The sequence below is a fragment of the Xanthomonas sp. AC360 genome, from assembly GCF_979258225.1.
Map to the genome: position 1 here is coordinate 1746710 of NZ_OZ409846.1, position 23901 is coordinate 1770610.

18 protein-coding genes are annotated in these 23901 nt (G+C 65.4%); 7 read left to right on the plus strand and 11 right to left on the minus strand.

Going from position 1 to position 23901, the window contains the following annotated elements; genetic code table 11:
• Positions 1-327 precede the first annotated feature (327 nt).
• Together ACZZ0O_RS07385 and ACZZ0O_RS07390 are read left to right on the plus strand one after the other, a co-directional pair.
• Positions 328-1221: a LysR family transcriptional regulator gene (locus ACZZ0O_RS07385; protein ID WP_115526780.1), complete on the plus strand. Its 894-nt coding sequence runs from the start codon at positions 328-330 to the stop codon at positions 1219-1221.
• Positions 1222-1761: 540 nt separating this feature from the next.
• Positions 1762-2961, plus strand: coding sequence for an MFS transporter (locus tag ACZZ0O_RS07390; protein WP_463590411.1), 1200 nt, complete (start codon positions 1762-1764; stop codon positions 2959-2961).
• 101 nt (positions 2962-3062) lie between these two features.
• On the opposite strand, the gene ACZZ0O_RS07395 is transcribed toward ACZZ0O_RS07390, so the two are convergent.
• The 3 genes from ACZZ0O_RS07395 to ACZZ0O_RS07405 form a co-directional block, all read right to left on the minus strand.
• Entirely contained in the window at positions 3063-3872 is an 810-nt protein-coding gene (locus tag ACZZ0O_RS07395) for an oxidoreductase (RefSeq protein ID WP_311239146.1), read from the minus strand.
• Between the two features lie 150 nt (positions 3873-4022).
• Complete coding sequence (locus ACZZ0O_RS07400) at positions 4023-4811, minus strand: SDR family NAD(P)-dependent oxidoreductase (RefSeq protein WP_115558763.1); 789 nt, start codon at positions 4809-4811, stop codon at positions 4023-4025.
• 475 nt (positions 4812-5286) lie between these two features.
• Positions 5287-6180, minus strand: a complete 894-nt coding sequence (locus ACZZ0O_RS07405) for a LysR family transcriptional regulator (RefSeq protein WP_463592413.1) — start codon at positions 6178-6180, stop codon at positions 5287-5289.
• 371 nt (positions 6181-6551) lie between these two features.
• On the opposite strand from ACZZ0O_RS07405, the gene ACZZ0O_RS07410 reads away from it, so the two are divergent.
• Entirely contained in the window at positions 6552-7439 is an 888-nt protein-coding gene (locus ACZZ0O_RS07410; RefSeq protein ID WP_463590412.1) for an alpha/beta fold hydrolase, read from the plus strand.
• Between the two features lie 114 nt (positions 7440-7553).
• A complete protein-coding gene (locus ACZZ0O_RS07415) occupies positions 7554-10079 on the plus strand; it encodes a S9 family peptidase (protein ID WP_463590413.1) in 2526 nt (841 codons plus the stop codon).
• A gap of 150 nt (positions 10080-10229) precedes the next feature.
• On the opposite strand, the gene ACZZ0O_RS07420 is transcribed toward ACZZ0O_RS07415, so the two are convergent.
• On the minus strand, positions 10230-11621 hold the full coding sequence (locus ACZZ0O_RS07420; protein WP_463590414.1) for a hypothetical protein: 1392 nt from the start codon (positions 11619-11621) through the stop codon (positions 10230-10232).
• Between the two features lie 601 nt (positions 11622-12222).
• Positions 12223-12681 (minus strand): gas vesicle accessory protein GvpU, encoded by a 459-nt coding sequence (gene gvpU / locus ACZZ0O_RS07425; protein ID WP_055853542.1) that lies wholly within the window; start codon positions 12679-12681, stop codon positions 12223-12225.
• A 164-nt stretch (positions 12682-12845) separates the two neighbouring features.
• Here gvpU and ACZZ0O_RS07430 point away from each other — a divergent pair, with 164 nt between their 5' ends.
• Positions 12846-13070 carry a hypothetical protein gene (locus ACZZ0O_RS07430; RefSeq protein ID WP_463590415.1) on the plus strand — a complete coding sequence of 75 codons (225 nt, stop codon included), beginning with the start codon at positions 12846-12848 and terminating at the stop codon, positions 13068-13070.
• Positions 13071-13368: 298 nt separating this feature from the next.
• Positions 13369-13737, plus strand: coding sequence for a tetratricopeptide repeat protein (locus ACZZ0O_RS07435; protein WP_463590416.1), 369 nt, complete (start codon positions 13369-13371; stop codon positions 13735-13737).
• A 150-nt stretch (positions 13738-13887) separates the two neighbouring features.
• Here ACZZ0O_RS07435 and ggt read toward each other — a convergent pair whose 3' ends face one another.
• The 6 genes from ggt to ACZZ0O_RS07465 form a co-directional block, all read right to left on the minus strand.
• A complete protein-coding gene (gene ggt / locus ACZZ0O_RS07440; RefSeq protein ID WP_463590417.1) occupies positions 13888-15468 on the minus strand; it encodes a gamma-glutamyltransferase in 1581 nt (526 codons plus the stop codon).
• Positions 15468-16928, minus strand: a complete 1461-nt coding sequence (locus tag ACZZ0O_RS07445) for an AtzE family amidohydrolase (protein ID WP_463590418.1) — start codon at positions 16926-16928, stop codon at positions 15468-15470. Before ACZZ0O_RS07445 ends, ggt begins: the two co-directional genes overlap by 1 nt.
• Before the next feature lie 403 nt (positions 16929-17331).
• Positions 17332-18876 carry an adenosine deaminase family protein gene (locus tag ACZZ0O_RS07450; RefSeq protein ID WP_463590419.1) on the minus strand — a complete coding sequence of 515 codons (1545 nt, stop codon included), beginning with the start codon at positions 18874-18876 and terminating at the stop codon, positions 17332-17334.
• A gap of 118 nt (positions 18877-18994) precedes the next feature.
• On the minus strand, positions 18995-20308 hold the full coding sequence (locus tag ACZZ0O_RS07455; RefSeq protein ID WP_463590420.1) for an NCS2 family permease: 1314 nt from the start codon (positions 20306-20308) through the stop codon (positions 18995-18997).
• A gap of 400 nt (positions 20309-20708) precedes the next feature.
• Positions 20709-21668, minus strand: a complete 960-nt coding sequence (locus tag ACZZ0O_RS07460) for a PDR/VanB family oxidoreductase (protein ID WP_463590421.1) — start codon at positions 21666-21668, stop codon at positions 20709-20711.
• Positions 21669-21685: 17 nt separating this feature from the next.
• Positions 21686-22738 carry a Rieske 2Fe-2S domain-containing protein gene (locus ACZZ0O_RS07465; protein WP_463590422.1) on the minus strand — a complete coding sequence of 351 codons (1053 nt, stop codon included), beginning with the start codon at positions 22736-22738 and terminating at the stop codon, positions 21686-21688.
• Positions 22739-22864: 126 nt separating this feature from the next.
• On the opposite strand from ACZZ0O_RS07465, the gene ACZZ0O_RS07470 reads away from it, so the two are divergent.
• Entirely contained in the window at positions 22865-23782 is a 918-nt protein-coding gene (locus ACZZ0O_RS07470; RefSeq protein ID WP_115515045.1) for a LysR family transcriptional regulator, read from the plus strand.
• The last annotated feature ends 119 nt before the right edge of the window (positions 23783-23901 follow it).

A 23901-nucleotide genomic window follows, 5' to 3' on the forward strand; every position in this document is an offset into this window, starting at 1 on the left:
CACCGTGGCCATGCGTCCCTTCCTCCATCGGGAGAAGGGGCCCGAAGGGCGGATGAGGGGGTGCTGCAGAGAGCTGTCAGTCCCTGCAAGGACAAACGCCTTGCCACGCGCCTATAGAAGCGAGGCACCGCCTGCTTCGCCAAGCCCTCCCTCCCCAACCCCGGCTCCACGCCCCCGGCCCACGCTTGCGGCGCGGGCGCACCAATGCAGGCACTCCAGGGGCGCGCACGCCGTGCCTTGGAGCCCCGCAGGAGAAGGACGATCACTGTGCCGCCTCGAATCCAAACGGCTGCTACAGTCGGCGCATTCCATGAAAGAGATTCACCAATGGCGCGCGACAATTTCAAGGATTTGTTGGCGCTGATCGCCATCGTCCGCGAAGGCAGCTTCACCCGGGCCGCGGCCACGCTGGGCGTCTCGCAGTCGGCGTTGAGCCATACCATCCGTGGGCTCGAAGCCACGCTGGGCTTGCGCCTGCTGACGCGCACCACCCGCAGCGTGGCACCCACCGAGGCGGGCGAGCGTCTGATTCAGACGGTGGCGCCGCGATTTACGGAGATCGAAGACGCGCTGTCGGCGCTGAGCGAAATGCGCGATACCCCCGCAGGCAACGTGCGCATCACCGCCACCGACTATGCCGCGCGCGCGATCCTGTGGCCCAAGCTGTCCAAGCTGCTGCAGCAATACCCCGACATCAACGTTGAAATGTTCATCGACAATGGACTGACCGACATCGTTGCCGATCGCTACGATTTGGGCGTGCGCCTGGGCGACCAGGTCGAAAAGGACATGATCGCCGCGCGCATCGCGCCCGACATGCGCATGGCGCTTGTTGCATCGCCGTCGTACCTGGCGCGCCGGCCGCTGCCGAAAACGCCGCAGGACCTCACCGCGCACCGCTGCATCAACCTGCGCATGAAAACCGCCGGTGGCATCTACGCCTGGGAGCTGGAGAAGGACGGCCGCGAAGTCATCGTGCGCGTGCAGGGCCAGCTGACCTTCAACGGCACCTATGAAGCGGTGGACGCGGCCGTCGATGGTTTCGGCATCGCGTTCGTGCAGGAAGATCTTGCCCGCGCACATATCAAGGCCGGACGCCTGCGCTGGATCATGAAGGATTGGTCGCCCACCTGGCCGGGCCTGCATGCGTTCTATCCCAGCCGCCGCCACTCGTCGCCAGCGTTCAATCTGGTGCTGGATGCATTGCGTTACAAAGGCTGATGCGCGCGTGTGATGGCGGAGCAGTCGGTGCAGGCGTGCGACGCGTGGCATGGCCCTGCAGAGATGTGCCAGGCGTTGTTGATGTGAGTCGAACGGCGGCACCGTGAGCCAGGGCGTTGAACCTGAGAACCGGCGCCGCAGCCGCGCAGCTGCGGCAAAGATGGCGTCTGGATGGAGGCTGCACCAGCATTGCATTCGATCTCCCGGCCCGTGTTTGTATGGACGCACCGTCGAACTGCCGTGCATCGCGCGCTTCACCACGATCATCCGCAGACCACGCTCATGAGTGCACCTCATAAGCCCGTGCGGCGCAGGCGTCTTACTCCGCGCACGCGGACCACGTAATCTGCACAACCTCCAGACACGCGTACGCCGGCGCCGCGATCATGCGCTGCATCACGTTTGTCATGCGGCCGACGCAAGCGCGGGCCGGTGCAGTCCATCGCCGCCCGTAGCGCATCCATCCCGAACAGCACAGTCGCTTGCGCGCCGTAGCGCGCCCATGTGCCGTGTGCACTGTCTCTTACCTAAGGCTTCCCAATGCCAGCCAACACATTGACCACCGATACAGCCCAGCCCGATGCCGTTGTCGCGACCCGTCAGACCTGGAGCGCGGTCGGCTCGATGTCGCTGTGCGTTGCGCTGCTGATCGCATCGGAATTCATGCCGGTGAGCCTGCTGACGCCGATCGCCGCCGATTTGCACGCAAGCGCCGGCATGGCCGGGCAGGCGATCTCCATCTCCGGCCTGTTTGCGGTGATCGCCAGCCTGCTGATCGCGCCGCTGTCGTCGCGTCTGAACCGGCGCCATGTATTGCTGGGCCTGAGCGCGGTGATGTTGCTGTCGTTGTTGTTGATTGCCAGCGCGCACAGCTTTGGCATGTTGATGGTCGCGCGTGCCTTGCTCGGCATCACCATCGGTGGGTTCTGGGCGCTGTCCACCGCCACGGTGATGCGCATCATGCCCGAGCATGCCGTGCCCAAGGCATTGGGCATCGTGTTTATCGGCAATGCCGTCGCGACTGCCTTTGCCGCGCCGCTGGGCAGCTATCTCGGTGCCATCATCGGCTGGCGTGGTGTGTTCTGGGGCATGGTGCCGTTGGTGGCGCTGGCCATCGCCTGGCAATGGCGCAGCCTGCCGTCGATGCCGGCGCAAGGTGCCAGTTCGCTGCGCGATATCGCTCGCTTGTTGAAGCGCCGCTACGTCGCTCGCGCAATGCTCGCGGTGATGCTCGGCTTTGCTGGCGCATTCTCCGCGTTCACCTACTTCCGCCCGTTCCTGGAAACCGTCGCGCAGGTCGATGTGTCGCAGCTCTCGTTGTTGCTGCTTGGCCTGGGCCTTGCCGGCTTCGTTGGCACCTACGCGGCCACGGCGCTGGTCGCCAAGCGGCTGTTCGGCCTGCTCAGCGTGTTGCCGGCCGCACTGGGCGTCGTCACGCTTGGCATGTTGCTGGGCGGCCACGTGCTGTGGGCGGTGGCGGTGGCGATGATCGCCTGGGGCACGCTCAACGCGGCAATTCCGGTGGCGTGGTCCACCTGGCTGAGCCGCTGCATCAAGGATGCGCCGGAAAGCGGCGGCGGCTTGATGGTGGCTGCGATCCAGTTGTCCATCATGCTCGGTGGCGCGCTGGGCGGTGTGCTGCTGGATCACCTGTCGATCGGCGCCACATTCATTGGGGCAAGCGTGTTGTTGCTGGCGTCGTCGCTGGTGGCAAGCAACGGCGCGCGGCTACAGCCGTGATGCCAGCGCCCTCGCCGGCACGGACGCAGCAACACGCAAAGCGCGTTGCCTTAAGCGACGCGCCAGCTGAGCTTTGCGCGGCGCGTACGCCAGGGCTGGAATCAGCCCATGCCGAATTGCTTGTGCAGCACCTTGTCCAGCAACGCGCGTGGCAAAAAGCGCCGGGCGAATGCGCCTTGCCGTGCCGACTTACCCGAGGGATAGCGCAGCTTGGGGTGCTGGTCGCGGGCCGCCCGCACGATGGTCTCGGCCACGCTGTCGGCGCTGTCGGCAACCGCCATCGCCGTGTCGTAGGCGCGCTGGTAGCTGGCGCGTAGCGCATCGTAGGCTGGCAGCAGGCGGTCCGCCGTTGCTGTGCCCGACTCGAAACCGGTCTTGGTGGCGCCCGGCTCGATGACCGCTACGCGAATACCGAAGCCGCGCACTTCATGATCGAGCGATTCGGAATAGCCTTCCAGCGCGTGCTTGGTGGCCGAGTAGTACGCACTGAAGGGTGCCGGCAGCAAGCCCAGACCCGAGCCCACGTTGAGGATGCGTCCGCTGCGTTGCGCACGCATGATCGGCAGCACCGCATTGGTCACCCGCACTACGCCATGCACGTTGGTGTCGAACAGCGCACGCACCTGCTCGATCGAGCTTTCCTCGGCGGCCCCGGTGATGCCGATGCCGGCGTTGTTGACCAACAGGTCGATGCGTCCTTCGCGCGTCTGTAGCGTGGCGATGGCGGCCTGCACCGACGCATCGTCGGTGACGTCCAGCGCCAGCAACGGAAAGCCGCGCTGCCCTGCATCGGCGCCGCGGCGGCTGGTGCCATAGACGGTGTAGCCGGCCGCAGCCAGTTGCGTGGCCGCCGCAAGGCCGATACCTGAAGAAGCGCCGGTGACCAGCGCCACGGGATGCTTGGATGTCATGGAATGTTCTCGATGGTCACGGCGAAGAAGGAGCGCGTTGCCACACGTGGAGCGTGCGATAACGCGTGGCTGTGTTGCTGTGCAGCCGGCTGACGCGCGGCGTGCAGGGCTGTTGTCGCCTCACCCGTGCAGCCGCGTTGTGGATTGCGCTTAGGTGCTGGTGTGATACCGCTCGGCTGCATGCGCCTGGCGCAGGTCCGACAGCAGGCCCTGGCGGGCGCCGTCCAGTGCGTCCCAGCGTTCGGCCACGTGCAGTGGCGGGATGGTGATCAGCTCGCGGCGGTCGAAACCGACCAGCGCCGCATCGACCAACTCCTCCACGTCCATGACCTCGGGCAATGCATTGACGTCCATCCCGGCGCGCTCCCAGATCTCGGTGCGGGTGGCGGCCGGCAACACGGCCTGCACGTAGACGCCCTTGGGCGAGAGTTCCACGTGCAGGCCCTGCGACAGGAACTGCACATAGGCCTTGGTCGCGCCATAGACGGTGGCGGCGAACTCCGGCGCCAGCCCGACCACCGAGCCGAGGTTGACGATGGCGCCGCGACCGGCAGCGGCAAGGCGCGCGGCCACCGCCGCCGCGAGGCGGGTCGGTGCGGTGGTGTTAAGCGCAACCAGGCGCTCGATGCTGGCGGCATCCTGGTCCAGAAACCCACCGGACTGCGCAATGCCGGCGTTGTTGATCAGGATCTCGATCTGGCTGTCGTCGCGCAGGCGCGCCTCGACCGCCTCCAACGCAGAGTGGCTGGTCAGGTCTGCCTGCAAGACGTCGACCGTGACGCCGTGGGCGTCGCGCAAACGGGCGGCCAATGCCTCCAGGCGCTGCTTGTCGCGCGCCACCAGCACCAGCGCATGGCCGCGCTGCGCAAAACGTTGGGCATAGACGGCGCCAATGCCACTGGAAGCGCCGGTGATCAGAACAGTGGGACGCGTGGTCATGACAGGTCTTCGGGTTGAGATGGAATTTATGATGATTATCATCATCTAAAAAAGCAAGCGTTTGCTGATGCTCGGCATCGGGTCCTGCCAAGGACTGGTTGGCTGGGCGCCATGCCCGGGCAATCGGCCGGGCAGGGTGTTGTTGGGTAGGCGCGGTGTAGCCCCGTGCAGCGCTGTCGCCAGACTGGCGTTGCATCGACAATCCGAACGGCTGCCTGGGGACTTGCGAAGTCCGCTGCGTCAACGTGACCGGTGACGGGCGCTGTTTAACGCCGTGGCGTACGCATCTTGCGTGCGCATGCATCGCCGGGCATCGGCTGTCTCGGCAATGCAGCCGCGGCTAGCTAGGCCAGCACTGTTGGCCGTTATTTAGGTGCACTCATCGAGCAGGCGCAATGCAGCAATCCCGTCGACTTGGCCGGACTGGCTAACCGCTGCATGAGGGGACAACCCGAAAACAGTGACGGCGAAACGTCTAGCTCAGCGATGCAGCAGCAATCAGATCCTGCCGCAGGGCATCCACGCAGTCATCGACAAACGTGCGCACCTTGGATGAGCCCCGACGGCCTTCCACATAGACCACATGTACCGGTTCCGATGCGATCTCGAACGTCTCGAGGATGCACGTGAGTGTGCCGTTCTGGAGGTGTTCGCGGATCTGGTAAGACGGCACTTGCGTCAGTCCCCAGCCCTGCACTGCGGCGCCGATGGCGGCGTTGGACGAAGTCACGCTGAGGCGTGAGCCAACCTCGACCAGAGACTCACGCCCATCGATGCGAAACGGCCACTTGGGTGCGCGCTCCGAAGATGCGACCGAGAGGGTGCGGTGCTGCGATAGATCGTCTGGATGCTGCGCAATGCCGTGTTCTGCCAGATAGCCCGGCGACGCGCAGACCATGCGACGCACGCTCCCCACCGGGATCGCGGTCAACGATGAATCGGGGAGTGCGCCGATGCGCACCGCGACGTCGATGCCCTCGTCCAGCAGTGGTAGCACGCGGTCGGCCAGAATGGCGCGTGCTGTGACCTTTGGGTAACGACTGAGAAAGCGCGTCAACACCGGCATGACATGCAACGCGCCGAACATCTGCGGAGCCGTCACCGTCAGCGATCCGCTGGGGAGTGCGTGCAACCCGGCTGCTGTGTTTTCGACATCCTCCAGGTCGGCCAATAGGCGTCGGCAGTCGATGGCGTACTGCTGTCCAGCCTCGGTGAGCCGCATGGTGCGGGTGGTGCGTACCACCAGCAGCACGCCGAGGCGATTTTCCAGCTGTGCGATGGTGCGCGTCACCGTGGCGGTGGAAATGCCAAGGCGGCGCGCGACGCCGGCAAAGCTCGCTTGCTCTGCAAGTGCGGCAAACAGCGTCATTTCCTGGATGCGGTCCACCGGTGTCTCACGCCTGGTTATCGCCACAGAGTAGCAGTGCGCCGCTGATGCACGGTGCAGGGCAGGGCGTGTGCAGGGGGCGCCGCAGCATTGCAAGCGCCGCAATGGTCAATTGATGGGCGCGGTGGTTCTGCTGCTGCGAAGCGAGGCCTAGCATGTCGATCACTTCATCCGATCTTCGACGTGCCATGACGCAGTCCGATTTACCCATCACGCTCAATGCCGATCACGCGATTGAACTCGGCCGCCGCAAGATGCTTGTTTCATGCATCGGAACGGCAGTCGCGCTGGGCGCCGGCAGCCTGCATGCAGGCGCGCTTTCCGGCAACACGCAGACCAACAAAGGAGCCGCTATGTCTCATGATTCAAGTGTCAACGTGACCTACAAGACGCAACGCGTCGGCGATGTCGAGGTGTTCTATCGCGAAGCCGGGCGCGCGGATGCGCCTGTGTTGCTGTTGCTGCATGGCTTCCCTAGCGCCAGCCACATGTTCCGCGATCTGATGCCGTTGTTGGCAAGCCGCTACCGGTTGATTGCGCCGGACCTGCCGGGCTTCGGCAATACCAAGGCGCCGCCACGCGGGCAGTTCGAGTACACCTTCGAACAGCTCTACAAGGTGATCGAGGGCTTTACCGAAGCGCTGGAACTGCGCCGTTACGCGCTGTATCTGTTCGATTACGGCGCGCCGGTCGGGTTTCGCCTGGCTGCGGCAAACCCGCACAAGGTGAGCGCCATCATCAGCCAGAACGGCAATGCGTACCTGGACGGCTTCAGCGACCAGTGGGGTGCGTGGCAAGCGTATTGGCGCGACCCGACTGACGCCAATCGTGAAGCGTGCCGCGCCACCTTGTCGCCGCAGACCATTCGCGACTGGCAATACGGCACCGGTGCCGACCCGAGCAAGCTCTCCCCCGATGGCTACACATTGGACATCGCGTACATGGCGCGCCCCGGTGCGGAAGACATCCAGCTGGATCTGATCCTGGATTACCGCAGCAATGTGGAGGCCTATCCGGCATTCCACGCGTATTTCCGCAAGCATCAGCCGCCGTTGCTGGCGGTGTGGGGCAAACACGATCCGGCCTTTATTCCGGCGGGTGCGCAGGCGTATGCCAAGGACCTGCCGAAAGCCGAAATCCATCTGCTGGACACGGGGCACTTCGCGCTGGAAACGCATGCGCCGGAGATCGCGCAGTACATCGGTGAGTTCCTGCAGCGGACGCTCACGGCATCGGCGTAACCGGCGCGTTTGCACGCGTGCTGCGGACATGGCGACAGGGCTGCGTGCGCACGCAGATCTGGGGCTGCAGGCGCGTGCTAGTTTGCTGCGATCATTGCCCAGAGAACGACCGAGATGCTCAGCGCGTACCGATGGAGCGGGTGGCTGGTGCTTGCCAGCCTGTTGCCGGTGTCTGCCTTTGCCGGCACGCCCGATGGCGGTTACCGGCAGCCGCCGGAGCCGCTCTTGAGCGTGTTGCGCGCGCCGCTCAATCCATCGCCGCGGCTGGATCCCACCGGCAAGACCCTGTTGCTGGTGCAGCGCACGCAGTATCCGCCGATCGCGCGCGTGGCCGAGCCGTACCTGAAGCTGGCCGGCGTGCGGGTGGAGCCGCGCACGCATAGCCGTCACGACATGTCCAGCGGCTACGGCATTCGTTCCTGCCTGGAAGGCTTCAGCCTGGTCGACGTCGCCACTGGCAAGCAGACCGCGGTGACCCTGCCGGCCGGCGCCTGCCCGGCAGCGCCGGTGTGGTCGCCGGACGGGCGCCGCTTCGCCTTCAACAACACGGCCGCCGATCGCGTCGAGCTCTGGGTGGGCGAGGTCGCCACCGGCAGCGTGCGCAAGATCGACGGTGTGCAACTCAACCCGGTGCTGGGTGGCGAAATCCAGTGGTTGGGCGGCAGCGACACCTTGCTGCTGAAGACGGTGCCGCACGACCTGGGCGCCGCCCCGCGCAAGGCGGCGGTGCCACCGGGCCCGGAGGTCAAGGAAACCATCCAGGGCAAGGGCGAAAGCAGCACCTACGAGGCGCGCGACACGCTCTCCAGCCCAGAAGACGAGGCCTTGTTTAGCTACTACGCCACCTCCCAGCTGCTCACGGTGGATGCGGCCACCGGCAACCAACGCAAGCTCGGTTCGCCTGCGGTCTATAGCACCGTGGATGGCGCGCCCGATGGCCGCCACGTGCTGGTGGAGCGGTTGAAGCAGCCGTATTCCTACGTCACTACTTATGCGCGCTTCGCCCACGAGGTGGCGGTGCTGGATCTGGCCAACGGCAGCGAGCGCAGGCTGGCCGATCTGCCGGTTGCCGACCGGGTGCCGGTGCAAGGGGTTGCGATTGGCCCGCGCGCCTATTCCTGGCGTGCCAATCAACCGGCCACGCTGGTCTGGGCCGAGGCGCTGGATGGGGGCGACTGGAAAACCAGCGTGCCCGCGCGCGACAAGCTGATGACGCTGGCTGCACCGTTCACCGCCAAGCCGCGTGAACTCACGCGCGTGCAGCAGCGCTATGCCGGCCTGTCGTGGTTTGCCGAAGGCGGCCGGGCGCTGTTGGACGAGTACGACGAAAACCGCCATTGGCGTCGCACCACGCTGCTGGATGCCGACCGCCCCGGCACTGCCGGGCGGGTGTTGTTCGACTTGTCCACCGATGACCTGTATGCCGATCCCGGCGTGCCGGAAACGCATCTGCTGGCCAACGGGCAGGCCGTACTGCGCGAAGAACAGGGTGCGTTGTTCCTGAGCGGGCAGGGCGCCTCACCGGCGGGCGACCGGCCGTTTCTGGATCGCTATGCGCTGGCCAGTGGCAAGACCCAGCGACTGTTCCGCAGCGACGCCAGTGTGGACGAACTGTTCTTCGGCTTTGCCGGCGACGACGTGTCGCGCTTGCTGACCTGGCACCAGTCGCCGACCGACCCGCCCAATGTGTACATGCGCACGTTGGGCCAGCCGTTGCCGACGGCGGCGACCGGTGAGGCGATCCTTGTCTCCGCTGCCACGCCGGTCACCCATTTCCCGGATCCAACCCCGCTGGTGCGGCAGATCAAGAAGCGCCTGGTGACCTACAAGCGCAAGGACGGCGTGGAGCTATCGTTCACCCTGTACACGCCGCCCGGCTACAAGGAAGGCACGCGCGTACCGGCGATCCTGTACGCCTACCCGCTCGACTATGCCGACCCCTCCAAGGCCGGCCAGGTCAGCGGCGCCAGCGAGCGCGACTTCACCCGCCTCAGCTACTACCAAGTGCTGCTGTTGGCCGGTTACGCGATCATCGACGATGCCGCCTTCCCCATCGTCGGCGACCCCAAGACCGCGTACGACACTTACCTGCAGCAGCTGGTGGACGACGCCACCGCCGCGGTGGACAAGGCAGTGGAGTTGGGCGTGGTCGATCGCCAACGTATCGGCGTCACCGGGCATAGCCACGGCGCGCTGATGACGGCCAACCTGTTGGCACACACCGACCTGTTCCGCGCCGGCGCCGCCACCAGCGGCAGTTACAACAAGACGCTGACGCCGTTCGGTTTCCAGAGCGAGCGCCGCTCGTTCTGGGCCGCGCCGGAGATCTACGCGCAGGCGTCGGCGTTCTTCCACGCCGACAAGATCAACGAGCCGTTGTTGATCGTGCACGGCATGGACGACGCCAACCCCGGCACCGAAACCACCCAGGCACCGCGCTTGTTTCAGGCGATTCGTGGCAACGGCGGCACCGCACGGCTGGTATTGCTGCCGTTCGAACCGCACTGGTATACCGCACGCGAATCCACCGAAGACGTGGTCGCCGAGATGCTGGACTGGTTCGACCGTTACGTGAAAAATGCGCCGCCGCGTGATGCGGCCGGCAAGCCAAAGCAGGCGGCTAGCAAGCCAAAGCAGTAAGTGGCGTGCCAATGCAGCGTGTTATTCAAAGCTGGCATTGGCATCAGCGCGGGGTTTGAGCGTTCTTTGCAGGCAGATGCTGTCTGCTAAAGGGCGCTCCGGCCCCGTTTGGCGAGTGGCTGCATTCGCGGCCATGTCGCCGTACACGCATCAAGCGAACATGCCACGCACCACATCGGCATTGCTCTGCCCATCGGGATTGCCCACCGTGCTATCGGAGGCAAGGTTCCAGCAACTCAGGTGCGCCAGTGCGTTGACCAATGTATAGGACAGATGCAGCTGGGTGATCGTGCCATAAAGCGGAAAATCGTCAACGCTTTGTAGATCCAGGTCGGCCTGTGTTTCATCCGGCAACTGCTTCCACCATGCACGCACCAGATCGTTGTACACCCACAGCACCTCGACCGACTGCTGCGCAGGCACGTTGAACCATGGATTGGCCAGCACCGCCAACGTCTGCCGCACCAGCAGCGAACCGCCGGATTTTTTGGCCGCCAGCAGCCCCTGTTTCAAGGCATCGAATGCGGCGGTGTCGAACACCTGGCTGTGCCGGAACATGCCGTTGGCGTCCTCGCACAATTGGGCGTTTGCGTATGCCGGATAGCTGCGGGTTTTGTCGCAGAATGGCTGCAGCCCGAATAGCGGCGGCAGGTCATCGGCCACCACCGTCTCCCCCGATTCTGGATCGATGTTGACCCCTTGATCGGAGTTGACGAACACCAACAGGCGCGGAATACCGCGCGCCAGCAGCGGCATGATACCCAGGTTCTCCAGGTTGCCGCCGTCAGCGAAGCGGTAACGTTGCGTCGGTTGGCTCGCACGACCATCGACCGGCCAGTACGGATAACGCGGCACCAGGCCATTGATCTCGGGAAACTTCTCTTCAAAATCTTCGGCCGGCGCCATGCTGCTGCAACCGGCAATATCGTTGAGGCTGAAGGCACGCAGCGGCACGCTGGTGGTGACCTCGCCCGCACCGTTGTCGGCGATGTAATCGCCCCCCATCGCAAACGATTCGATCAAGCCTCCCCCAATGACGCCGAGTTGCTCCGGCTGGTTGAAAATGCCACGTACGCCGAGCAACCAGTTGGCCTCGAACGGCACCAGATCCGAGCTCACGCTATCGTTGAGGAAGACTGAGGTATTGAAGATCGGCAACGGTCGCCCATCGCGGAGGGTGTAGAAGTCGTCCTTGGTCAGCTGCAGATTGCGCACCAGCGGGCCTTTCGCCAGGTACGCCGCCGTGCCAGTGAAATAATGCGGATCCACGCCCGTTGCATCAGGATTCCACAAGCCGAAATCCTTAAGCACCAGCTTGCCGATCACCGCCTGCCACATATCCGCTGGCGCGTAGCGTTCGCTCAGCCGGTACTCGGCCAGTTCATTGACGATCGGCAGCGTGCCAAGCCGATACGGCACCTGACCAAGACAGCTGTCCCCCATCTGCCAAAGCACGTCCAGGGTGAGCTGCGATGGGTCCAGTACCACCGGCCCCAGGAAGTCGTCGTCACTGATCGATTCCGGCAGATAGCTAAACAACACATTGGCCCACGTGCCTCCAGATACCGAAGAGATCGCAGCCACGTTGTCCAGGAGCCCCAGAGAGCGCAACCCGCGCGATTGGCCCAGCGCACACGACAGTGCACGGCTGCCACCCCCGGAGAGGCAGATGCCGACCGCATTCGGCGATGGCTCGCTTGGGGTTACGCCCAGTGAATCGATTGCTACGTTGAATGTCGCCATGGTGTTCTCCCTGTGAGGCGCTTCGCCGGTTCAACGACATCGTCGCAAGCCTGGCGGTGACGCGGCGAGCCGCTGCGCGATGCGCGCACGGACCGCGTCGTGCCGCGCTTGATCTAGGAGGGAGAGTCGAACACGAAAAGGCGTTAAGAACCCTGGCCTCAGTCATGGTCCGGTGCATGGCTTGCACCGATCGACTACGTTAAGCGGACGCCACAACTGGATGCCACCGAGATGTCGGCGGGTGGCAACGATGCAGCCATGCTGCGATTGCTGGCTGGAACGACGGCGGCAACGCACGCCGCTTTCGCCGTTGCGTAGCGCTGCAGCATGCCTGGAGATCCGTTCGAACAGTTTGATGTGAGGTGGCGAGCACCTCACATCAAAGCGGAGCGTGCTGGGCTTAGTCTGCCGACAGCGATCCCAGCGTAAAGCCGGACACGGCATTCACTTTGCCGCGCCACAGCACGCCGCGGTTGCTCGGCAGAGGCTGGCCGCCGGGCGAGAAGCAACGTGACTCGATCAGGTGAATGAACTGCGGCGGCCTGCTGCTTTGCTGCGCATCGTCCTCGGTGTCGTAGATGCTGGCATGGCTGGCGAACGCGCGACGGATATCCTCTTTTTCCTCGGCGTCGCCGGGATAGGCAGCGGAAAATTCCTGCGCAAACGCTTCGAAATACTGCTTCCCGCTAACCAGCTGGCCGGAAACGATGATGCCTTCCACAAACAGCGTGATACCGAACTGCACGTTCGAGGTGTTGACGGTTGCGACCAGCTTCTGCAGATACCAATCCAGGCTCTGGCCGTCGAACGCCAGCTTGACGTCTTCCAGGCTCGGTTGATTGTCTTCTTGATCTGTCATGTGGCTCTCCTTGGTGGAAGGTTTGATGCGTCTGTCGAAATAAGCGTGGCGATGTCCCTACTCATCGCCCCGCATGCCCAAGAAAGCAAGTGCATCACTGTCCAGTGATTGGCGCAGTTGGGTCCGCTATGGTCGCCTTGGAGAGCATGCCCAGAGTCTATGACATGTTCACCTTGTCGGCCTGCTTCGGCCGGAATCTCGATCCTAAGCGCCAGCTGGTGCTGCTGCGCAGGCTTTCTGCTCGCGTGCGTGTTCGATTGGGGTGTCGGTCAACGTTTGTTCTTGAGCGCCGGGCAGTCGCGGCGCAGCTTGGTGGTCTGCAGCGGTGTGAGCTACAGCTTGGCATAGGCCTGGATGACCAAGGTTCTCTGCAGAACGTGCGCGGCTGAAGGTGGCTTGCTTCGACACGTCTCAGCCTTGATGGCTCACCATGCCGGCCTGCCTACCCATTGAGGAGCACCGATACAATCACACCGCGTCGAGAGAACAGGTCAATCGTCGTGGCTCCCTGCTAGGCGGTGGATTTCAAAAAAACGCCATCGGCTGCGTGTCGCCCAGCCAGCACTGGAAGATGTAGAGCCACTTGCGAGGATAGTTGCCGAGCCAAGAACGGGCATGCCATTGCAGCGATTCGGCTCGGTTGCGATCAAGATTTACCTGTGTCGTCTAAACAGAAGCGCGCCGCCAATGAAGACTGTAGAAGCCTGCAACATGCTGGTCCAAGAGGGATATCTCTCTCCAGAGAAGTGGGAGGCGAATCTTGCGCAAGCTCAGCGGCTGCTTTCCGAAGCGCTGGTGGACGATTCAGACAACCCGCTTCTGCGCACCTGTCTGGGTGCGGTTCTTTGCGATCAAGGCCAGCACACAGACGCCGCACTGCACTTGCGCCATGCGATAGCGCACGGCTCACAAGACAAAAATACCTTCTTCAATCTCGGGGTTGCACTGCTCAACTCCAGAAGCGGCAAGGACGCCATGACGTTCTTCGACAAGGCACGATCATGTCAGGCCTCGCCTCTGTCCTGGCAGGCGTACTTCGACCCTCAGGCGCACTGAAGATCGATAGGGTGATGTGCAATCTTTGAGCTGCGGCCTAGGATGCGTCAGTCCGCATTTGATCTGTGTGGTACCCAGGGTCGGAAAACGCGCTAAGTTTTGGCTTCCCTGATCTTGTCGGCCCGCTTGGATGACTCCAAGCCCCAACCATCACCACCCAGCCACCGCGCCATCGGAGCGCGGGTCACTGGCGCCGCTGATCACGCCATCCACCTCGCGCACCAATGCACCGGCATGGCCCATCACCGAGGTATAGGCGGGCAATAGTTCCACTGCATGTCCGGCGTCGCGTAGTGCCTGCACCACGGCCGGATTGAAGCGGTCTTCCAGCTTCAGCGAGGTGCTGTCTTCGCCCCAGGTGCGGCCGAGCAGCCAGCGCGGTGCGGTGATGGCTTGTTGCAGCGGCATGCCGTAGCGGGCGTAGCGCGAGAACATCGCCGCCTGGGTTTGCGGTTGGCCTTCGCCGCCCATGGTGCCGTAGGTCATGACGCGGCCGTCGTCGAAGGTGGCCAGCGCGGGGTTGAGCGTGTGGAAGGGTTTGCGCCCTGGGGCGAGGGCGTTCCAGCCATCGGGTGCGAGACGAAAGCTGCAACCGCGGTTTTGCCAGGTGATGCCGGTGCGTGGCAGGACCAGGCCGGAGCCGAATTCGAAATAGGTGGACTGGATGCAGCTGACCGCGCGGCCGTGCGCGTCGATGGCGCCGAACCAGACAGTGTCGCCAGCCTGCGAGGGTTGCGGCCACGGCAATGCGGTGGTCATGTCGATGCGTGCGGTGAGTGCGTCGAGCGCGGCGCTATCGTCGAGCAGCGCCTGTGCGTCGAGCGACATCCAGGACGGGTCGCCGATGTGCGCATCGCGAATCAGGAAGGCTTGTTTGGTGGCTTCGATCAGGCCGTGCAGATGCGCGTAGCTGTCCGGCTGATCGGCATGCAGGCGATCGAACAAGGCCAGGATTAGCAGCGAGGCCAATCCTTGGGTGGGCGGTGCATGGTTGTACAAGCGCGCACCGGCGATGGCGACCGACAGCGGTACGCTGGCGTCGGCGCTGTGCGCGGCCAGGTCGTTAGCCTGCAGCGGGCTGCCGAGCGTGTGCAGATCGGCGGCGATGTCGTCGGCCAGGGCGCCGCGGTAGAAGCTGTCCAGCCCATCGCTTGCCAGCCGCTGCAGGGTGCGCGCGAGTTGCGGCTGCTGCAGCACTGCGCCTTCGTGCAGGGGCGCGCCACGTGGCTCGAAGATACGCGCATACGCGCCGGGCAGGCAGCGCAGTGCATCGCCCTTGTTGGCGGCGACCTGCGCACCGCCGAGGGTGATGGGGACGCCTGCGTCGGCGTGATGGATGGCCTCTTGCAGCAGCTGCGGCAAGGGCAGTGCGCCACCGGCCTGTTGCAGCGCCAGCGCCCAGCCGGAGACGGTGCCAGCCACGGTGTTGGCTGCACCCGGGCCCCGCCAGGGGATCTGAGTGTGGCCGCGATAGAAGTCCAGCGTGGCCGCCTGCGCGGCGCGGCCGCAGGCATCGATGGCGTGCACGCGGCCATCGGGCTCATGGATCAACCAGAAGCCATCGCCACCGATCCCGGTCATGTGCGGATACACCACGGCCAGGCAGGCGGCGGTGGCGACGGCCGCTTCGATGGCGTTGCCGCCGGCGCGCAGGATGTCGCGCCCGGCTTGAGCGGCCAGATGGTGCGGGGCGACGACCATGCCGCGACGTGCGCGCAAGGTGTGCAGCATCAGGGTGTCTCCGGCGGCGCGCTGAAGGCGAGCAAGCCGTCGCGCTCGAGTTGTGCGGCGAGCGCGAACAGGCGGTCTTCGCGGCCGGGTGCGGCGATCAACTGCACCCCCAGCGGCAGGCGCCCCGGACGCGGCAACGGTGCGGCCAGCACCGGGCAGGCGGCCAGGCCCAGCGGTTGGGTGAAGATGCCGAGGTTGGCGCGCGCAGACACGGGCAGGCCATCGATCACGATGGTGTCCTGATCGATACGCGGCGCAACGCAGGGTGTAGCCGGGGCGATCAGTACGTCCACGTCGTCCCACAGCTGTTGCATGGCTGCGCGAAACCAGTGCGCGAAGCGGTGCGCATCCGCCACCGCGCTGGCCGGCAGCTGCAGACCGGCGAACAGGCGGTCGCGCGTGGCCGAGTCGAATTGATCGCCATGCGTGCCCAGCGCTGCGCGATGTCGGTGGCCGCCCTCGGCCGCGGTGAGTACGAAGGCGGCGGCGCGGGCGCGCTCTGCTTCCGGCAATTCGACCAGCGTGCTGCTGTTGCACGCGGACAGTAACGCGCCGATGCCGGCATCCAGCTCGGGATCGAGATTGCGTTGAAACCAGCCGCCAAGCCGTGCGATACGCAGGTTGGCGACGTTGCAACTACGCAGCGCATGGCCGTGCATGACCTCGTACACGCGGCGCAGGTCGGCCACCGAGTTAGCGAACGGGCCGACCACATCCAGCGCATCGACGAACGGAAACACGCCCTCCAGCGGCACGGCACCATGGGTGGGGCGCAGGCCGTACACGCCGCACAGTGCGGCCGGCACGCGGATGGAACCGTTGGTGTCCGAGCCGAGTGCAAACGGCACCAGCCCGGCCGCCACCGCTGCCGCCGAGCCGCCGGACGAACCACCGGCCAGATGCCGGTGATCGTGCGGGTTGGCGGTGGTGCCGTAATGCGCATTGACCGTGGCAAAGCCGTAGGCGAATTCGTCCATGTTGGCGGTGCCCACCAGTACCGCACCGGCGTCGCACAGGCGTTGCACCACCGCCGCATCGCGGCTGGCGGGCGCGCACTGCGCGCGGACCACGGCGCCAGCGGTGGTGACCTGGCCGGCGACGTCGAACAGATCCTTGACCACGAACGGCACCCCGGCCAACGCACCGCCATCGCTGCCGCCCGCCAGCGCGGCCTGCACGCGCGCAGCATCGGCAGCGGTGCGTGCGGGCAGCAGGCGGGTGATCGCACATAGGCGGTCGTTGGCCTGGTTGATGCGCGTGAGCGTCTGGGTGGCATGACGTGCTACCAGCGTGGGCTGGCTGCGGGTGGTGCTGACAATCGCTGCGATCTGGCCGCGCGGGGTGGTGGTGTCCGGTGATGCGGGACGCGGGACGATGAAGTTGGCGAGTAGCTGCGCGTGGCCGCGCAGGACCTCGCTATTGCGATCGATGCCGGCCTGCCACTGCGCTGGGAGTTGCATGGGGTCACCTTGGGTTGCTGGGAGTGCGGCGGGTGTGTGCTGCGTTGCTGGACCGCGGCGCCCGCGGCTGTGGGGCCAGGCGACGCTGCGGATGCGCGATCAAAGCACGATGAGGCGGGAAAATGCGGCGATTTTGTCTCAGCGTGTTGTGCTCTGGACGCTAGCCCCTTTCTGCGGGTGATGCGTTAGGTGAGGGTGCCCGATAGGTTGGGGATGCGTGGGTCACTGGTAGCGCGCTAGTTGGTCATTGCGCTTGGGTCGGGAAAAGGACGGCAGTGCGGCGACGATGGAGCGGACCTCGTATGCGTAGGAGCGTGCCTGCGCGCGATGACGCTGTATCGATGAAGCCCATCGCGCGCAGACGCGTTCGCATATCGGGTGTTTCATATACGTGGTCTCGGCCCTAGTTGCGTTGCGCCAGCAACGTGCGCTCGTACTGCGCCAGGTCGGTTTCCAGCTGCCATTGCAAGCGTGCCTTCTCGCTGGCCTTGCGGAACTCGGCGCAGGCCGCATCGTCGGTTTCGCGCTGCATCGCTGCGGCACAGGCTGGCACGGCGGCGCCTTCGGCGGTCCACAGGCTGGCACCGGGCAGAAAGCTGTAACTCAGGCCGTTGCGTGCCAACTGTTTAAGAGTCGGGTAGTCGATGCCTTGCTCCTGCATGGCACGCTGATATTCGTGGGTCATGTCCGCACGCGAAACGCCGGCATCGTCGGTGGACAGCACCACCGGAACACCGGCGCGCAGATACATCGCCAGCGGGTGCGCAGCGCCCTTGACGCCCAGAATCACATCGTTGCTGGTGAGGTTGATTTCCACCGCGACCTGTTGGCTGCGCATCTGTTGCAGTAACCCATTGGCATCGTCTTCGTAGGGCAGATCCACCCCATGGCCGATGCGCCGCGCACCGGCGTCCACGGCCTGGCGGATATGCGAGCGCAGTTGCGCAGGCGGCACCAACCCCAGCGTCAGCTCGCCGGCATGCAAGGACAGCGGCACCCGCGGATAACGCGTAGCGAAGAAGCGGAACATCGCCATATGCCGGGTGTAATCGGCCAATGCCACCGGGTGGTCCTCGGGCGCGACGATATTCACCGCCACCGCGCGACTGCCGCCGGCGGCGATTAGGGCATGCGCCAGCGCCATCTGCCCGAACACCATCGGTTGCGGCAGCACGCGCAGCACATAGGGCACGTAGCGGTAGCTCACCTGGCAGCCGGCGTGCGCATCGGCCTGGTCGCAGCGCAGGACGCGGCGTACTTGCGTATCGGTAGCCGCCAGCTCGCGTTGCGCGGCCTGTACCAGCGGCGGCAAGGCGTCCTGCAGGGTGCGCAGGTTGGCGGCATCGTCATCGCCGCTCCACGGCAGCGACTGCATGCGCTGCGCTGCCTGATCCATCTGCGGCGGGTTGGCGATGATCTCCACATACGGCACGCGGTCGCGTGCGGCCTGGTCGAGCACCGCAGCCACGGTGTCTGCCACACGCGCACGCACTACCGCGTCGAACTTGCCGAAGGTGCTGAAGAACTGGTCATGCCCGCTGGGCTGGGCAGCATTGGGGAGAAACTTGCGCATCGACAATGCATCGACCACCCGCCCGTACAGCGCCGCATTGCGCGCGGCCAGCCCGCGTGCGGGCTCCTGCCCCCGACCGCATGGCGCAGCGCGCAGGCTCAGGTCGTCCAGCTGCACGCAGGCACCGTCTTCGCTGGCCCATTGCAGATAGTCCTCGGCATACACCGAACCGGAGAGATGGTTGTGCAGGTCGCCGCCCTTGGGCATGGCTTGCAGCCACGCGCGCAATTGCGCAGGTTGCGCGGCCGCGTCGTGAAACAACTGTGCCACCTGCTGCTCGCGTGGTTGCGCGGGCGCTTGCGCAGGACGTGCGAGCGTCATGCCTGGTAACAAGGTGCACAAGGCAAGGATCAGACAGCGATAACGATGTGGCATGCGGTGAACTCTGGGAAAGAGGCGGCAATGCTGTGGCGCTGCCGATTGCGATGCAGCTTGCCGCGCGACGCTGCGCGTGGCCAGTGGGGTGTAAATTGAAATAGCTGCGGCGATCCGCTCATTCCAACGCATAGCGCAGCACGAACAGGCCGGCAATCGCCCAGGTGGCCGGATGCACGGCGCGCCAGCGGCCACTGCCCAGCCTGAGTGCTGCGTAGGTGATGAAGCCGAAGGCCAGGCCGGTGGCGATGGAGTAGGTGAGCGGCATCGCCAGCATGCAGATCGCGGCCGGTAGTGCGTCGCCGACATCGTCCCACTGGATCTGCGTGCACTCGCGCAGCATCACCGACGCCAGGTAGATCAGCGCCGGTGCGGTGGCATACGCCGGCACCATCGCCGCCAATGGCGAGAACAACAGCGCCAGCAGAAACAGCGCTGCCACCACCAGCGCGGTGAGGCCGGTGCGCCCGCCTGCCTGCACGCCGGCAGCGCTTTCCACGTAGGCGGTGGTGCTGGAGGTGCCAAGCAGCGAGCCGGCCAGGATGGCGGTGCTGTCGGCGAGCAGGGCGCGGTCGAACTGGCGACGGTGCGCCGGGGTGCGCAACAGGCCGGCGCGCTGGGCCACGCCCATCAAGGTGCCGGTGGCATCGAACATCTCCACCAGCACGAACACCAGCACCACGTGCAGCACGGCGGTCAATGCGCCGCTGCCGCCATGGCCTTGCAAGGCGCCGGCAATATCGAGCTGCAGCAGGGTAGGCGCCAGGCTCGGCGGCAGCGACAGCACGCCCTGGTACTGCACCAGACCCAGCGCCAGCGCCGCCACGGTGACCGCCAGGATGCCCAGCAACATCGCCCCACGCACGCGGCGGACTTCCAGCACGCCGATCAGCAGCAGCCCCGCCAACGCAAGCAGCGGTTCGGGCCGATGCAGGTCGCCCAGGGTCACAAGTGTCTGCGGATGCGCCACCACCAGCCCGGCTTTTTGCAGGCCGATCAACGCCAAGAACAGGCCAATACCTGCCGCAATCGCACTGCGCAACGCGGGCGGAATGCCATCCACCAGCCAGCGCCGCGCGCCGGTGACGCTGAGCAGCAGAAACACACAGCCAGACACGAACACCAGCCCCAGCGTCTGCTGCCAGCTGTAGCCCAGCGTGCCCACCACCGAGAAGGCAAAAAACGCATTCAAGCCCATGCCCGGCGCCATACCGATGGGATAGTTGGCCAGCACGCCCATCAACAGCGAGCCGAGCGCGGCGGCCAGACAGGTCGCCACGAACACCGCGCCGTGGTCCATGCCGGTGGTGGCCAGAATGTCGGGGTTGACGAAGACGATGTAGGCCATCGTCAGGAAGGTAGTGGCGCCGGCCAGAACCTCCGTGCGCACGCTGCTGCCATTGGCGGCAAGCGCAAATCCTTGCCAGCGCATCAGCGTGCGCCCCGGCAAAGGCGGGCGAAGGCGATCACACAAACAACCATCGGCAGACATCTCATCGACACAGGGAGGCACGCGCGGTAGCGGTGGACGCGCGCGGGGCGATCATCTTGCACTGTGCGGCGGCGGTTGCCACGGACCTTGGGCACGGAATGCGCTGCAGGCGCGTTGCGTCTTGCGTAGCAGGAAGGCATGCAAGCACCTGCCTGGCTGGGGTCGTGCCAACGTTGCGCTGTGCCGGCCTCAATCGTCCCGTGCAAGAAGACGTGGCGCCCACGCCTGTCCGCAGGCTTCGGCGGCGCTGGTGCGTGCATCGCGCTGCCGCGTTATCCGCATCACCCACCTGCGCGCCCGCTGTCGTCCTGTCTGCGTACGCGCATGTCGCACAAAGCGATCAAAGATCCAGCACCAAGCGCGGCGAACGGCTGCGCGAGCAGCACAGCGTGATCTGCGCATTGGCGGCGCGCTCGCTGTCGCTGAGCACACTGTCGCGGTGATCCGGCGTGCCGGCGATGACGCCGGTCAGGCAGGCGCCGCACATACCTTGTTCGCAGGACAGCGGCACCGCGATACCGGCATCCAGCAAGACGCTGGCGATGCTGCAATCGGCTGGCACCTGCACCACGCGGCCACTGGCGGCCAGTTCCACTTCAAAGGCGTGGTCGGCATCGTGCGCGAGGCTGAGCGCGGCGGGGGCGAAATGTTCGCGATGCAGCTGCGCCGCCGACCAACCGTACGCCTGGGCGAGCGTGGTGAAGTGATCCATGAAGGCCGCCGGCCCGCACAGATACAGTTGATCGCGCGCACCTGCCTGGACGAGTGTGTCGGGCACATGTACGCGCGGACTCTGCCCGCCATCGCTCAGATGCACGTGCACCTGTCCATGGCTGAAGCCTTGTTGCAGCCGCTGCACGAAGGCCACATCGGCATGCCGGCGTGCATAGTAATGCAGCACGAACGGCTCGCCACGTGCTTCCAGCGCTTCGGCCATCGACAGCAGCGGGGTGATGCCGATACCGGCAGCCAGCAGCACATGCCGCTCGCCCGGATGCAGCGGGAACAGATTGCGCGGGCTGGAAATCTGCAAGCGGTCGCCGGTGCTGAGCTGCTCGCACAGGTGCCGCGAGCCACCGCGCGAGGCGTCGGCCAATTTGACGCATAGCAAATAGTGATCGCGCACATGCGGTGCGCTGGCAATCGAATACTGGCGGATCAAGCCGTCGGGCAGATGCAGGTCCACGTGCGCGCCGGCCTCGAAGGCAGGCAGTTCGGCATCGATCGGTTCCAGCCGGATCGCACGCTGGCGATGCCCCTGGTCCACCACCGCGGCAACGCGCACTTGATGCAGGCTCATGGCAGTGTCCTTGGCGGTCAGCGCAGGAAAAAGTCGCTATAGCCCTGGCTGCGCAGGCCACGGCGATAGGCGATCGAGCTACGGTCGGCCGGGATGTGCACTTCCAGCAAGGGATCCAGCGGCAGGTATTCGGGGCGCTGCGCTTCGACCATGGCGCGGTCTTCCTCGAAGACGCGCAGGTTGAAGGCGTGCACGTCTTCCACCGGCAGATGGGTGTCGAAGTTGCGCGCGATCGGCACCAGCAGCCGCGTCTTGTGCTTGGACACCGGGCTGGCGGCATTCATGATCACCAGCCGCTTGCCCGGCACTGGGAAGTGGATGGTGAGCGTGGCGGTAAATGGCAGATGGATTTCAAAGTGCCGCAGCCACTGGAAGCTGGGGTCCACGTCCGGCAACGGCATGTCCACCGAATAGTTGGCCACGCTGCTGAGGTAGTCGGCGTTGAAGCCGGTGGGCGTTTCGGTGGTGGTGTAGGCCGGCACCTCGCGCTTGTCCGGCTGGGCGAAAGTGGCGGTGTGCACGAAGGCAAAATGCGCCACGTCGATAAAGCCTTCCAGCTGGCGCGCGGCGCTGCCGCCGATGTCGAACGCCGGGCACACGATCTGCTGGAAGCCGTTCTCGTCCCAACCGGGCATCGGCGGGATCTGCACCTCGGCCGCGGTCACGCCCGCCGGTTTTGCCAGGCACACCCAGATCAAGCCGTAGCGCTCGGTCACCGCATAGGTGTGCAGGCGCATCTTGGCCGGGATGTTCTGAGTTGGGCTGGCCGGGATGTGATTGCAGCGCCCACCCGCGCCGAAACGCAGGCCGTGATACGCACACACCACGCCGCCGCCGTCGGCGGTGCCCATGCTCAGCGGCATGCCGCGGTGCGGGCAGACATCGCGCGCGGCCACCAGCTCCTCGCCCAGCCGGTACAGCACCAGCGGCTCGTCCAGCAGGGTGGCCTTGAACGGCGCCTGCCCCACCTCGCTGCTCAGCGCCACCGCGTGCCAATGCTGGGCCAGGCGCTGCCAGTCGGCGGCTTCGAAGGTGCAGTGCAGCGGCAGGGCGGGGACGGCGACATCCATGGGGCGGTCTCTGGCGTGAGGCGGGAGCGGTGCCCGATTGACTCTAGGAAGCCGGGGGTGTGTGATCAAACATCGTTTTTCCGCCAAGCCATTGCAAAAAATGCAACACCAACCGAGCCCTGCCGCATGCTGACCTTCTCCCGCTTCACCCGTTACTTCATCGAAGTGGCCCGCTGCGGCAGCATCCGCAAGGCGTCCGACGTGTTGCACGTGTCCGCCTCGGCGATCGACCGGCAGATCCTCAAGGCCGAAGAGGAGCTGGGTGCCCAGCTGTTCGAGCGCCTGCCCGGTCGGCTGCGGCTGACCGCCGCCGGCGAGCTGCTGCTGGTGGATGTGCGCGGCTGGGAAAAGGCCTACGCGCGCACCCTGGAGCGCTTCGACGAACTCAAGGGGCTGCGCCGCGGGCATGTGGAGATCGCCATGATCGACGCGCTCAGCGAAGGCGTGGTGCCGGCAGCGGTGGCCGCGCTGGTGCAGGAATACCCGGGCATCACCTTCAATCTGTCTACCGCGCGCAACCAGCGGGTGATGGAAATGGTGACCTCCGCCGACGTGGATATCGGCCTGCTGCTGGACCCGGTGAGCAGCGTGGACCTGGAGGTGCGCGCGTTTGCGGATATCCCGTTGGGTATTGCCATGCCGGTCGGGCACCCGTTGAGCACGCGTACCGAGCTGCAGCTGAGCGAAACGCTGGAGCATCGGCTGCTGCTGCCGGCCGCGCCGCTGATCGTGGGCGAGCACGCCAAGGTGCTGTACCAGCGCCAGCACATCGACGTGAAGCGGCTCACCCACTGCAACGATGTGCGCACCCTGCGCGGACTGGTACGCGCGGGTGCGGGCGTGGGTCTGATGTCGTGGCTGGACGCCGCGCCCGACGTGGCCGACGGGCGATTGGCATTTGTGCCGTTCCGCCAGCACCTGACCAAGCCGATGACGCTGGCGTTGTGCGTGGCCCCGCAGCGACAACTCTCGCGCTCGGCGCAGCTGGCAATCCAGGCGCTGGCGGCGAAGATCGATGCGATGGTGGTGCCGGTGGTGGGGTAAGAATGTTGCGCAAGCGGCCCTCACCCCTGCCCCTCTCCCGCAGGCGGGAGAGGGGAACGGCAACGCGTTTGTACAGGCGGATGGCATGCAGACGCCGCAACGGCTATCCCTTCTCCCGC

Excerpts from the sequence above, each read along its gene's own strand:
- ACZZ0O_RS07435 (WP_463590416.1), top strand. The coding sequence starts at position 13,369 with ATGAAGACTGTAGAAGCCTGCAACATGCTGGTCCAAGAGGGATATCTC.
- ggt (WP_463590417.1), bottom strand. The coding sequence starts at position 15,468 with ATGCTGCACACCTTGCGCGCACGTCGCGGCATGGTCGTCGCCCCGCAC.
- ACZZ0O_RS07455 (WP_463590420.1), bottom strand. The coding sequence starts at position 20,308 with ATGCGCTGGCAAGGATTTGCGCTTGCCGCCAATGGCAGCAGCGTGCGC.
- gvpU (WP_055853542.1), bottom strand. The coding sequence starts at position 12,681 with ATGACAGATCAAGAAGACAATCAACCGAGCCTGGAAGACGTCAAGCTG.
- ACZZ0O_RS07385 (WP_115526780.1), top strand. The coding sequence starts at position 328 with ATGGCGCGCGACAATTTCAAGGATTTGTTGGCGCTGATCGCCATCGTC.
- ACZZ0O_RS07410 (WP_463590412.1), top strand. The coding sequence starts at position 6,552 with ATGTCTCATGATTCAAGTGTCAACGTGACCTACAAGACGCAACGCGTC.
- ACZZ0O_RS07390 (WP_463590411.1), top strand. The coding sequence starts at position 1,762 with ATGCCAGCCAACACATTGACCACCGATACAGCCCAGCCCGATGCCGTT.
- ACZZ0O_RS07415 (WP_463590413.1), top strand. The coding sequence starts at position 7,554 with ATGCTCAGCGCGTACCGATGGAGCGGGTGGCTGGTGCTTGCCAGCCTG.
- ACZZ0O_RS07430 (WP_463590415.1), top strand. The coding sequence starts at position 12,846 with ATGTTCACCTTGTCGGCCTGCTTCGGCCGGAATCTCGATCCTAAGCGC.
- ACZZ0O_RS07405 (WP_463592413.1), bottom strand. The coding sequence starts at position 6,180 with ATGACGCTGTTTGCCGCACTTGCAGAGCAAGCGAGCTTTGCCGGCGTC.
- ACZZ0O_RS07470 (WP_115515045.1), top strand. The coding sequence starts at position 22,865 with ATGCTGACCTTCTCCCGCTTCACCCGTTACTTCATCGAAGTGGCCCGC.
- ACZZ0O_RS07465 (WP_463590422.1), bottom strand. The coding sequence starts at position 22,738 with ATGGATGTCGCCGTCCCCGCCCTGCCGCTGCACTGCACCTTCGAAGCC.
- ACZZ0O_RS07460 (WP_463590421.1), bottom strand. The coding sequence starts at position 21,668 with ATGAGCCTGCATCAAGTGCGCGTTGCCGCGGTGGTGGACCAGGGGCAT.
- ACZZ0O_RS07395 (WP_311239146.1), bottom strand. The coding sequence starts at position 3,872 with ATGACATCCAAGCATCCCGTGGCGCTGGTCACCGGCGCTTCTTCAGGT.
- ACZZ0O_RS07445 (WP_463590418.1), bottom strand. The coding sequence starts at position 16,928 with ATGCAACTCCCAGCGCAGTGGCAGGCCGGCATCGATCGCAATAGCGAG.
- ACZZ0O_RS07400 (WP_115558763.1), bottom strand. The coding sequence starts at position 4,811 with ATGACCACGCGTCCCACTGTTCTGATCACCGGCGCTTCCAGTGGCATT.
- ACZZ0O_RS07450 (WP_463590419.1), bottom strand. The coding sequence starts at position 18,876 with ATGCCACATCGTTATCGCTGTCTGATCCTTGCCTTGTGCACCTTGTTA.